10 protein-coding genes and 1 pseudogene are annotated in these 11235 nt (G+C 69.9%); 5 read left to right on the top strand and 6 right to left on the bottom strand.

What is annotated here, in order from left to right:
* Positions 1 to 274: 274 nt before the first annotated feature.
* The 5 genes from ACRDP3_RS24670 to galU all read right to left on the bottom strand — a co-directional run bounded on the left by ACRDP3_RS24670 (position 275) and on the right by galU (position 4238).
* Positions 275 to 898 (bottom strand): GNAT family N-acetyltransferase, encoded by a 624-nt coding sequence (locus ACRDP3_RS24670; protein WP_431519196.1) that lies wholly within the window; start codon positions 896 to 898, stop codon positions 275 to 277.
* Positions 895 to 1401, bottom strand: coding sequence for a MogA/MoaB family molybdenum cofactor biosynthesis protein (locus tag ACRDP3_RS24665; protein WP_431519193.1), 507 nt, complete (start codon positions 1399 to 1401; stop codon positions 895 to 897). The genes ACRDP3_RS24670 and ACRDP3_RS24665 overlap by 4 nt, the downstream gene beginning before the upstream one ends.
* Positions 1398 to 1958: a cyclic pyranopterin monophosphate synthase MoaC gene (gene moaC / locus ACRDP3_RS24660; protein ID WP_431519192.1), complete on the bottom strand. Its 561-nt coding sequence runs from the start codon at positions 1956 to 1958 to the stop codon at positions 1398 to 1400. The genes ACRDP3_RS24665 and moaC overlap by 4 nt, the downstream gene beginning before the upstream one ends.
* Before the next feature lie 71 nt (positions 1959 to 2029).
* A complete protein-coding gene (gene glp, locus ACRDP3_RS24655; RefSeq protein ID WP_431519191.1) occupies positions 2030 to 3331 on the bottom strand; it encodes a molybdotransferase-like divisome protein Glp in 1302 nt (433 codons plus the stop codon).
* 4 nt (positions 3332 to 3335) lie between these two features.
* Positions 3336 to 4238, bottom strand: coding sequence for a UTP--glucose-1-phosphate uridylyltransferase GalU (gene galU / locus ACRDP3_RS24650; RefSeq protein ID WP_431519190.1), 903 nt, complete (start codon positions 4236 to 4238; stop codon positions 3336 to 3338).
* Positions 4239 to 4340: 102 nt separating this feature from the next.
* Here galU and ACRDP3_RS24645 point away from each other — a divergent pair, with 102 nt between their 5' ends.
* Complete coding sequence (locus ACRDP3_RS24645) at positions 4341 to 4955, top strand: 5-formyltetrahydrofolate cyclo-ligase (RefSeq protein ID WP_431519189.1); 615 nt, start codon at positions 4341 to 4343, stop codon at positions 4953 to 4955.
* 17 nt (positions 4956 to 4972) lie between these two features.
* Here the strand turns inward: ACRDP3_RS24645 and ACRDP3_RS24640 are convergent, their stop codons facing one another.
* Complete coding sequence (locus tag ACRDP3_RS24640; RefSeq protein WP_431519188.1) at positions 4973 to 7675, bottom strand: penicillin acylase family protein; 2703 nt, start codon at positions 7673 to 7675, stop codon at positions 4973 to 4975.
* 187 nt (positions 7676 to 7862) lie between these two features.
* On the opposite strand from ACRDP3_RS24640, the gene ACRDP3_RS24635 reads away from it, so the two are divergent.
* From ACRDP3_RS24635 to ACRDP3_RS24620, 4 genes and pseudogenes are all read left to right on the top strand, one after another.
* Positions 7863 to 9377, top strand: coding sequence for a potassium/proton antiporter (locus ACRDP3_RS24635; RefSeq protein WP_431519195.1), 1515 nt, complete (start codon positions 7863 to 7865; stop codon positions 9375 to 9377).
* Positions 9378 to 9558: 181 nt separating this feature from the next.
* Positions 9559 to 9921 carry an FmdB family zinc ribbon protein gene (locus ACRDP3_RS24630; RefSeq protein WP_431519194.1) on the top strand — a complete coding sequence of 121 codons (363 nt, stop codon included), beginning with the start codon at positions 9559 to 9561 and terminating at the stop codon, positions 9919 to 9921.
* A 64-nt stretch (positions 9922 to 9985) separates the two neighbouring features.
* Positions 9986 to 10816 carry an S-methyl-5'-thioadenosine phosphorylase gene (locus ACRDP3_RS24625; RefSeq protein ID WP_431519187.1) on the top strand — a complete coding sequence of 277 codons (831 nt, stop codon included), beginning with the start codon at positions 9986 to 9988 and terminating at the stop codon, positions 10814 to 10816.
* A 151-nt stretch (positions 10817 to 10967) separates the two neighbouring features.
* A pseudogene (locus ACRDP3_RS24620) lies at positions 10968 to 11235 on the top strand (hypothetical protein); the annotation flags it as partial.

The following is an 11235-nucleotide window of genomic DNA, read 5'->3' as shown; positions in this document are numbered from 1 at the left end:
GGCTTCGTTCAGCTCGTCCTGCCGGCGGAGCCACATCGGCACCAAGTAGGCGGCCCACGCCCCGACGATGACTGCGTAGATGAGGCCACTGCTGCTCACCCTCACACGGTAGAGGGGTTTAGCCGGGCCCATCTGCCAAATAGCGCGGTGTGTCGCACGATCCGGCTGATCTCTCCAGCTTTTCTTCCGACCAGGGACACAGGTGTCCCCTTTCGTCGCCAATTCCGCTGCGGACGCCGCGTGTTCGGAACAGCGCTAATATCGAACATCTATTTCATTTATGCGACGCGCCCGGAGCCGCGCGATGCCAGCGCGTCAGCACACCTTCCGGCACTTCCTCGGCCGTCAGCGCGAAGACACGGTGATCCCGCCACGCACCGTCGATGTGCAGATAGCGGGGCCGCATCCCCTCCTCGCGGAAACCGAGTTTCTCCACCACCCGCAGACTGGGCGCGTTCTCCGGCCGAATGCAGATCTCGACACGGTGCAGCCCGACCCTGCGGAAACAGTGGTCCGTCGCCAGTGCGACAGCCGTCGGAATCACACCCCGCCCCGCGACGGCGCGGTCGACCCAGTAGCCGATGTGGCCCGAGCACATCGACCCCCAGGTGATTCCGGCGACCGTCAACTGACCGGCCAGGCGCCCCCGGTGTTCCACCACGAACGGCAGCATCCGGCCCGCCTGCGCCTCGGCACGCAGATGGCGGACCATCTGCCGGTACGTCGGACGGCCCGGTGGCTCCAGCCCGGGCGGAGCGGGCGGAATGGTGGCCTCCCAGGGGCGCAGCCAGTCGCGGTTGCGCTGGTTCACCTCACGCCAGGCACGCTGGTCGCGCAGCCTTATCGGGCGGAGGGTGGTCGCACCGTCCGCCAGCTCGACCGGCCAGGGGGCGTTCAGCTGGGTTCCCCTCTGCGGTGGTCCCCGCCGTGGATCTGGTCGACGGCGTGTACCAGCAGCCGGCCCAGTACGGCGAGCCCGTCATGCACGCCGCCCGACGAACCGGGAAGGTTGACGATCAGGGTGCGGCCCGCGACGCCGGCGACGCCACGGGAGAGAGCCGCAGTCGGGACCTTCCCCATCCCCTCGGCGCGGATCGCGTCGGCGATGCCGGGGATCTCGTAGTCGAGGACGCGGCGGGTCATTTCGGGGGTGTGGTCGGTGGGGGAGATGCCTGTGCCGCCGGTGGTGAGGACCACGTCGTAGCCCGCGCCGATCGCCGCGTTCAGCACATCGGCGACAGGCTCGCCGTCCGGTACGACGCTCGGCCCGTCCGTGTCGAAGCCCATGGCGGAGAGTCCCGAGACGAGGAGCGGTCCGCCGTCGTCCTCGTAGACGCCGTCGGCGGCGCGGTTGGACGCCGTGACGGCGAGTGCGCGGTACGGCTGCTGGCTAGGGCTCATGCGCCGGTTCCCTCCTGGGTGGGCTGCTCGTGCTCGGAGGACGGCGACCCCGGGGACGTCGCGAAACCCGGCCCGGAGCGCGTCCAGTTCCCCGACTTGCCGCCGGTCTTCTCCTCGACACGTACGTCCGCGATGGCGGCCGACTTGTCGACGGCCTTCACCATGTCGATCACCGTCAGGGCAGCGACCGTCACCGCCGTCAGCGCTTCCATCTCCACGCCCGTACGGTCCGTCGTGCGCACCCGCGCCGCGATCTCCACCGCGTCGTCCGCGACCGACAGATCGACCCGCACGCCGGAGACGGCGAGCGGGTGGCACAGCGGGATCAGGTCGGGCGTCCGCTTGGCCCCCATGATGCCCGCGATGCGGGCGGTCGCCAGGGCGTCTCCCTTGGGTACGCCGTCACCGCGCAGCAGCTCGACGACGCGGGGTGAGACCACGACCCGTCCGGTCGCGTGAGCGGTGCGCGCGGTGACTTCCTTGCCGGAGACGTCGACCATGCGGGCGGCCCCACCCTCGTCGAGGTGGGTGAGGTGTGGCTGCTCGGCGCTGCTCATCGTTCTCCCGGTCCGTCCCTGTGACCGGATACGGTACCGGGCGCGCCCTGGGGGTGACCGGGCGACAGGCACTAGTCGAGCAGCACCACGGCCACTTCCTCGCCCGGGATGGCGCGTGTCGTCTTCTCCGGGATGTCGATCAGCACGTTCGCCTGCGCCAGGGCCGCGATCAGGTGCGAGCCGGCACCGCCGACGGTACGGACCGAGCCGAGACTCTCCCCCACCGCCGGCGGAACGTAACTGCCGCGCAGGAACTGTCGCTTGCCGTCCGGGGACGTCAGCGCCTCCTCGGTCTCCAGCCGGGCCCGCACGGTCTCGCGCCGCACGGACGCGCGGCCCATCAGGGCGCGGACGGCCGGCCGGACGAAGAGCTCGAAGGAGACGTACGCGCTCACCGGGTTGCCCGGCAGCGCGATGACCGGGGTGCGGTCCGGTCCGATCAGGCCGAAGCCCTGCGGCTTGCCGGGCTGCATGGCCAGCCGGCGGAACTCCACACTGCCGCCCCCGTCGAGCTGCGAGAGAACCTCCTTGACCACGTCGTACGCACCCACGCTGACCCCACCGCTGGTGACGAGGATGTCGGCGCGGATGAGCTGGTCCTCGATCGTCGAGCGCAGGGTGTCCGCGTCGTCGGCGACGGCCCCCACGCGGTAGGCGATGGCACCGGCCTCGCGGGCCGCGGAGGTCAGCACGAAGCTGTTGGAGTCGAAGATCTGGCCGGGACCCAACTGCTCCCCGGGCTGCACCAGTTCGCTGCCGGTGGAGACGACGACCACGCGCGGGCGCGGGCGGACCGTGACCGTGCCCCGGCCGATGGCGGCCAACAGGCCGACCTGGGGCGGGCCCAGCACCGTACCGGCGCTGAGTGCGACCGCGCCCGTCCGTACGTCGCTGCCCCGCGGCCGGACGTGCTGGCCGTCGGCCACGGGACGGTGGACGCGGACCTCTCCGCTCGCGCCCCCCGGGTCGATGCTGCGGGCGGTCATGGAGTCCGCCGGGCCGCCGCCCCTGCCCCCGTCGGTCCACTCCACGGGAACCACCGCCTCGGCACCCGGCGGCAGCGCGGCGCCCGTCATGATGCGGGCGGCCTGGCCCCGCTCGACCGCGGGCAGCTCACCGCTGCCCGCCGCGACGTCCCCTATGACGGTGAGCACGGCGGGGAACTCCTCGGAGGCACCCTCGACATCGGCGGTACGCACCGCGTATCCGTCCATCGAACTGTTGTCGAAGGGAGGCAGCGAGGCCGGCACCACCACGTCCTCGACCAGGACGCAGCCCTGCGCCTCGAGCAGCTGCAGCTCGATGGGCTCCAGCGGGCGCACGCTGCGGAGGATGTCGTCCAGGTGCTCCTCGACCGACCAGGTCTCGCTCAACGCCTCACATCTCCTCGGTGACGAAACTGCGCAACCAGTCCCGGAACTCCGGGCCCAGATCCTCACGTTCGCATGCCAGTCTGACAATGGCGCGCAGATAGTCGGCGCGGTCGCCTGTGTCGTAGCGGCGGCCGCGGAAGACGACTCCGTGCACCGGGCCGCCCAGGGAGGGTTCGGCGGCCAGGGTCTGCAGGGCGTCGGTCAGCTGGATCTCCCCGCCGCGCCCCGGCTCGGTCTTGCGCAGCACCTCGAAGACCGCCGGGTCGAGGACGTACCGCCCGATGATGGCGAGGTTGGAGGGCGCCTCGGCCGGGGACGGCTTCTCGATGAGGTCGGAGACCCGCACCACGTCATTCTCTCCGGTGGGCGACGCGGCGGCGCAGCCGTAGAGGTGGACGCTGGCCGGGTCGACCTCCATGAGCGCGATGACGCTGCCGCCGTGCTCCTCGCGCACCCGCGTCATGTGGGTGAGCAGCGGGTCCCGCGGGTCGATCAGGTCGTCACCGAGCAGTACGGCGAAGGGCTGGTCGCCGACGTGCGGGGCGGCGCACAGGACGGCGTGCCCGAGCCCCCTGGGGTTGCCCTGGCGCACGTAGTGCATGGTCGCCAGGTCGCTGGACTCCTGCACCCGGCCGAGCTTGGTGGCGTCGCCCTTGTCCCGGAGGACCTGTTCGAGCTCGTAGTTACGGTCGAAGTGGTCCTCGAGGGGGCGTTTGTTGCGGCCCGTGACCATCAGAACGTCGGAAAGACCGGCCGACACGGCTTCCTCGACCACATACTGGATCGCCGGTTTGTCGACGACCGGAAGCATCTCCTTGGGCGTGGACTTGGTGGCCGGCAGGAAGCGGGTGCCCAGGCCGGCCGCGGGGATGACAGCCTTGGTGATCCGTGTAAGAGAAGTAGTCATGTCCCGCACCATAACCGGTGAGTTTGCCCGGAAGGCACGTCTTCGCCGTGATATGTGCGGTATCCACGCTATGACCAGGCCGGAAGGGATCGGGCACCGACGGTGGGCGAAATCGACGCTAGTAAGCATGTGTTGCGCGAGAGCATCCTGGCGGTGAGGGCCCGGTTGACGGCACATGACGCGGCGGAGACGTCCACCGTGCTCGCCGAACGCGCGCTGGAGCTTCCCGAACTGGCGGAGGCGCGGACGGTGGCGGCGTACGTGTCGGTGGGGCGCGAGCCGGGGACGCGACCGCTGCTGGACGCGTTGCGCGCACAGGGCGTGCGGGTGCTGCTGCCGGTGCTGTTGCCGGACAACGACCTGGACTGGGGCGTGTACGAGGGCGCGGACCGGCTCGTACGCGCCGGGCGGGGCCTCCTGGAGCCGGACGGCCCGCGTTTGGGCCCGGACGCGGTGACAGAGGTGGACGCGGTGCTGCTGCCGGGGCTGGCGGTGGACGGGGCAGGGGTCCGGCTGGGACGCGGCGGCGGCTCGTACGACCGGGTGCTGGCCCGGATCGGCGCCGCGGGGGCACGGCCGGCGCTCGCGGTGCTGCTCTACGACGCCGAACTCGTCGGGAGCGTGCCGGCGGAGCCGCACGACCTCCCGGTCGCCGCCGCGGTGACCCCCTCGGAGGTCTACCGGTTCACGGCACCCCCGCCGCACCACCGCCACTGAGCGCTACGGCCTGAGCGCTACGGCGTCAGCGCCATCTCGTCCTCGGTGCCCTTCTCGACCGCGTCCTCGCTGAACGCCCACGGCAGCAGGGCACCCTCGGACCACTTGTCCATCTGGTCCACGTAGTGCGGGTTGTACGCGTGCCCGGAAGCGCCGGTGAGGTTGATCCAGCGCGACTTGTCGAGATTCTCCAGGTTGACGACCATGCGCATCGACGGCGCCCAGATCACGTCGTAGCCGCCCGCCGCGTTCCAGCCGGTGGCGTCGACGGCGTCCTTGCCGCCGCCGAGGTCCCAGGGGCCGCGGTTGAGCAGCCACTGCATGTAGCCGGGGCCGTCCGTGCCGATGGTCTGGTTCTTGAGCATGAGGTGATGCAGGCGGCCCCAGCTCCAGGTGTCGATGTCCTTGCCGAGCTTGGAGGTCAGTTCCCAGCGGGCGTTCTTCATCGCGTGTGCGAGCAGTTCGTCGCGGTTGCGGTCGCCGTGGCGCCCGTTGCTGCCCGGGGTCTGCCACCAGTCGCTGTCGGGGTCCTCGATGAGCTTGCGCACCACCTCGTACCAGCGGTCACCCCCGTCCGGCTGCCCCGAGGCCTCGCCGCGCCGGCCGCACTCGCGGATCACCCGGTCGTTGCCGTTCAGATCGTCCACCGGGCCGGAGTCGTCGGAGACACGGACGTTCAGACAGTCGCCCTTGACCCGCAGCTCCTTGGGCAGCTTGTTGCCGAAGGCGAGCAGCAGCAGATGGCGCCAGACCGCGTTGAAGTACGCGGCGGGAGCCGAGTCGGCGTCCTGGGTGTACTCCCAGCCCTCCAGCAGCTTCTGCGCCTCGCGTACGTAGCCGTCCTTGACGTCGATCTTCAGCAGGTGCGGCACCAGCAGCTTGGCGATCTCGCTGCTGTTGTCCATCTGCATGGTCTGCATGTCGCCCATGGAGATCTTGCCGCCGTCCCTGACCTTCGAACTGATCAGGTCGTTGATCCGCTGGCTGCGGGTGCCGTAGCCCCAGTCCTTGGTCAGCAGGTACGGGTACTTCTTCTCATCGACGACGGCCTGGTTGGCGGTGACGATGTAGCCGCGCTCGGGGTTGTACTCCCACGGCAGTGCGCGCTGCGGCACATAGCTCTTCCAGCGGTAGCGCGGGTCCCAGCCGGGAGCCGGGAAGCGGCCGTCGCCGGCGCCGCGCACCGGGATGCGGCCCGGCGCCTGGTAGCCGATGTTGCCCTTGGTGTCGGCGTAGATCAGGTTCTGCGAGGGCACCGAGAAGTCGGCGGCGGCGGAGCGGAATTCCTTGAAGTCGGAGGCGCGGTTGAGCTTGAAGACGGCGTCCATCGACTTGGTGGGGCTGAGCGCGGTCCAGCGCAGGGAGACCGCGTAGCCGTCCGCCCGGTCGGGTGCGGCGTTGTCCACCGGGGCCTCGTCGCCCACCTTGCGCAGTTCGCTGTCGCGGTCGGAGATGACGGGTCCGTTGTTGGTCTCCCGCACGGTGATCTTCCGGCTCTCCCCCTCGGCGACCTTGATGGTCTCCTTGCGGGTCTTGTAGGGCCTCCGCCTGCCGTCGTAGACGTACCCGCCGTCCCGCAGCTTCTCCAGGTACAGGTCGGTGACGTCGGCCCCGAGGTTCGTCATGCCCCAGGAGATGTCCTGGTTGTGGCCGATGACGACGCCGGGCAGTCCCGCGAAGGTGAAGCCGGAGACGTCGTAGGGACAGGAGGCGCTGACCGTACGGCAGTGCAGGCCCATCTGGTACCAGACGGACGGCAACTGCGGCTTCAGATGCGGGTCGTTGGCGAGCAGCGGCTTGCCGGTGGTCGTGTGCTTCCCGGAGACCACCCAGGAGTTGGAGCCGATGCCGCTGTTGTTCGGGCCGAGCAGTGCGGGGATCTTGTCGAGCCGGGTGGCGACCGAGTCCAGCTGACTGCCGGCGTTCTGTACGGCCTGCCGCGCTCCCCCGCCGCTCCGTGGGGCCGCGGAGCCGCCCTCGGGGTCGAAATTCTTGCTGCCGGGGTCTATCCGGCCGCCTTCGAGGACGGGCTTGTTCCGGTCGGACGGATAGTCCGGGTAGAGATCCTCGATCTGCTGCTTCGAGAGCCGGCCGGACATCAGCGCGCGGTCGATCTCGGACGACATGTTCGCGCGCAGATCCCAGGCCATGGCCTTGAGCCAGGCCAGCGAGTCGACCGGACTCCACTTGTGCGGGGTGTAGTCGTTGGAGAGACCGAGGGCCGCGTACTCCACCGAGGCCGCGGAGCCCTTGTGATCCTTGAGGTAGGCGTTGACGCCCGCGGAGTACGACTTGAGGTTCGCCCTGGTGTGCGGCGAGAGCTGCTTGTACTCCTGCTGGGCGACCCGGCGCCAGCCCAGTGTCCGCAGGAACGCGTCGGTCTTCACCTGCTCCTTGCCGAACATCTCCGACAGCCGCCCGGCCGTCATGTGGCGGCGTACGTCCATCTCCCAGAAGCGGTCCTGGGCCTGCACGTACCCCTGGGCGGTGAACAGGTCCTTCGAACTGTCCGCGTACACCTGCGGGATGCCCTGCTTGTCACGTTTGACGGCGACGGGGTCGTCGAGGCCCTTGAGTTTCAGCGAGCCGGTGGTCTGCGGGAAGGAGTCGCGTACGGAGCTGATGGTCCAGAACGTACCGCCGCCGATGCCGGCCACGAGCAGCATCACGACTGCGATCACGATCAGACGGGCGCGTCGCGAGGTCTTCTTGGCGGGCATCGCTGTCCTTCGAGGGCAGGGTGGACCTTGAGCGTGAAGGCCGGATCGAATTCACGCTGAAGCAACCATAGGTGGCCCCCTCTCCGCACCCCACAGGGAGTCACGGAACAGGCCGGAACATTCAAGTAATGGTAAATTGTTAGCTAACCAAACGAACTAGGAGACCTGAAAGGGACTTCGGCACGCGATCGAGGAGGATCCGCCCCTGACTGTCGACCGCCTGAACCAACTGCTGCTGCTCAGCGCCCTCGTCCTGCTCATCGCCGTCGCCGCCGTCCGGCTCTCCTCCCGCAGCGGGCTTCCCAGCCTGCTGGTCTACCTCGGGATCGGCATCGCGATCGGGCAGGACGGCCTCGGCGTGCAGTTCAGCAACACCGAACTGACCCAGACGCTCGGCTACGCCGCCCTGGTCGTGATCCTGGCCGAGGGCGGACTGAGCACCAAGTGGGGGGACATCCGCCCGTCGGTGCCCGCCGCCGCGGTGCTCTCGACCGTCGGCGTGGCGGTGAGTGTGGCGGTCACGGCCGCCGCCGCCCACTATCTCGTCGGTCTCAGCTGGCAGGCTTCACTGCTGATGGGCGCCGTGGTCTCCTCGACCGACGCCGCCGCCGTCTTCTCCGTACTGCGCAGGCTGCCGCTGCCGAAACGACTGGCCGGCGTGCTGGAAGCGGAGTCGGGCTTCAACGACGCCCCCGTCGTCATCCTGGTCGTCGCCTTCTCCTCGCACAGCCTCACCGCCGACGACTGGTACGTGCTGGTCGGCGAGATCGTGCTGGAACTGGTCATCGGGCTGGTGGTCGGGCTGATGGTCGGCAAGCTGGGCGAACTCGGGCTGGGACGGGTCGCGCTGCCCTCCTCCGGCCTCTATCCGATCGCCGTGATGGCGCTGTGCGTCCTGGCCTACGCGGGCGGTGCGATCGCGCACGGCTCCGGCTTCCTGGCCGTCTACGTCACCGCACTCTTCCTGGGCAACGCGAAGCTGCCGCACCGTCCCGCGGTACGCGGCTTCGCCGACGGACTGGCCTGGATCGCACAGATCGGCCTGTTCGTGCTGCTGGGCCTGCTGGTCACCCCGCACGACCTGGACGACGATTTCTGGCCCGCCATCGTCGTCGGGCTGGTGCTGACCGTGGTGGCACGTCCACTGTCCGTGATGGTCAGCATGCTGCCGTTCGATCAGCGCTGGCGAGATCAGGCGCTGCTGGCCTGGGCTGGCCTGCGGGGCGCGGTGCCCATCGTGCTGGCGACGATCCCGCGCGTCACCGAAGTCGAGGGCAGCGAACGCATCTTCAACATCGTCTTCGTGCTCGTCATCGTCTTCACGCTGGTCCAGGGGCCGACGCTGCCCTGGCTCGCCCGCACGCTGCGACTGAGTGACGGCGAGGAACCGGTCGACCTGGACATCGAGTCCGCCCCGCTGGAGCGACTCCGCGGCCATCTGCTGTCGGTCGCCGTCCCGAGGTACTCGAAGATGCACGGTGTGGAGGTCGCCGAACTGCGTCTGCCGCCCGGGGCGGCGGTCACCCTGGTCGTACGGGAGGGCAACAGCTTCGTGCCGCTGCCGACGACCATTCTGCGGCACGGGGACGAACTGCTCGTGGTGGCGACCGACAAGGTCCGGGACGCGGCGGAGGAACGGCTGCTCGCGGTCGGCCGGGGCGGCAAACTGGCGGGCTGGCTGAGCGGGAAACCGCGGCCCTGACCCCGCCCGCCAGGCTGCCGGTCGGGCGGATTCGATCACCGTGCACCTGTCACGGTGGACTGGCGCGCGGGAATACTGCAAGATGGAGCGTCGTTAGCACTCATCGAGTGAGAGTGCCAGGAGGAAGAACGTGCCGACGTACCAGTACCAGTGCACCGCGTGCCGCGAGGGCCTTGAGGTGGTGCAGAAGTTCACCGACGACTCGCTGACCGAGTGCCCCAGCTGTGCCGGGCGCCTGAAGAAGGTGTTCTCGGCCGTCGGCATCGTCTTCAAGGGCTCCGGCTTCTACCGCAACGACAGCCGCAGCTCCACCTCGAGCGGCAGCGCCGCGGCCAAGACCACGTCGGACTCGTCCTCGGACACGGCGTCGAAGAGCAGCAGCGACAGCTCGTCGGCTTCTTCCTCGTCGTCCACCTCCTCGGACTCCGGATCCTCGGGTTCGGGCTCTTCCGGCACGGGTTCTTCGGGCTCCGGTTCAGGCTCCGGCTCTTCCGGCGACAGCGGCTCCAAGAGCTCGAACAAGGCGAGTACTTCGGCCGCCTGACGGCCCGGCCTGGCCGCTCGGCCCGGCCCCGGCGCGCTCACGGGCGCCCCGTACGCTGACCCGCATGAGCGAACAGGCAGAGATCGGCGTCATCGGCGGTTCCGGCTTCTACTCCTTCCTCGACGACGTGACCGAGGTCACGATCGACACTCCGTACGGGCAGCCGAGCGACTCGCTCTTCCTCGGCGACCTGGCCGGGCGGCGCGTCGCCTTTCTGCCGCGGCACGGTCGTAAGCACCACCTGCCGCCGCATCGCATCAACTACCGCGCGAACATGTGGGCGCTGCGCTCCGCCGGGGTGCGGCAGGTCCTCGCTCCCTGCGCCGTCGGCGGCCTGCGGCCGGAGTACGGGCCGGGCACCCTGCTGGTGCCCGACCAACTGGTGGACCGGACCAAATCGCGCGTACAGACCTACTTCGACGGTGAACCGCTCCCTGACGGCACCGTGCCCAACGTCATGCACCTCGGCTTCGCCGACCCCTACTGCGCGGCGGGGCGGGAGGCGTCCCTGGCCGCTGCCCGCACGCACGGCTGGGAGCCGGTGGACGGCGGCACGCTGTGCGTGGTCGAGGGCCCCCGCTTCTCCACCCGCGCCGAGTCCATGTGGCACGCGGCGCAGGGCTGGTCGGTGGTCGGCATGACCGGCCACCCGGAGGCGGTGCTGGCACGCGAACTCGAGCTCTGTTACTCCTCGCTCACCCTGGTCACCGACCTGGACGCCGGGGCCGAGACCGGCGAGGGCGTCTCGCACGAGGAAGTGCTGAGGGTCTTCGGGGAGAACGTGGGCCGGCTGCGGAAGGTGATCTTCGACGCGGTCGGCGAGCTGCCCGAGGAGCGCGGCTGCGGCTGCGCGCAGTCGCTGGGCGGGATGGACCCGGGCATCGAACTGCCGTAGGGCGAAAGCGCGCCGCCGCTCGCGCGAGTGCTCGCCCGAGTGACGGCGTTGTCCACAGCAGCCCAGCTCTCCACAGCCGTCAGCGGGTTCCGGCGAAACCGTGCACCGTGGTCACGGAAGCCGAATCCCCAGACGGCAGGCGGTGAGCGTGATGCCCCGGAACATCGAACCCGACCGTGACGACGACGGCCGCGGTGACTTCGAGCACGGACACGAGCACGGACACGATCCTGGACGTGATCACGGACGCGCCCACGGGCGGGACAGGGAACGTGCGCGTTGCGTCGTCCCGGATCTCAGGCCGGTGCGCCCGGGGCACCGCGGCAGACACCGTTTGCGGCGGCTCGTGTACGGACGGCGACGCGTGACCGCCGCCGGACTGGCCGTCGCCGCCGCCGCGCTGGCGGCCGCGGCTCCGC

This window comes from Streptomyces sp., assembly GCF_050698815.1.
In the GTDB taxonomy this organism is placed as follows: Bacteria; Actinomycetota; Actinomycetes; order Streptomycetales; family Streptomycetaceae; genus Streptomyces.
This window is presented reverse-complemented; position numbering and strand designations above follow the sequence as displayed.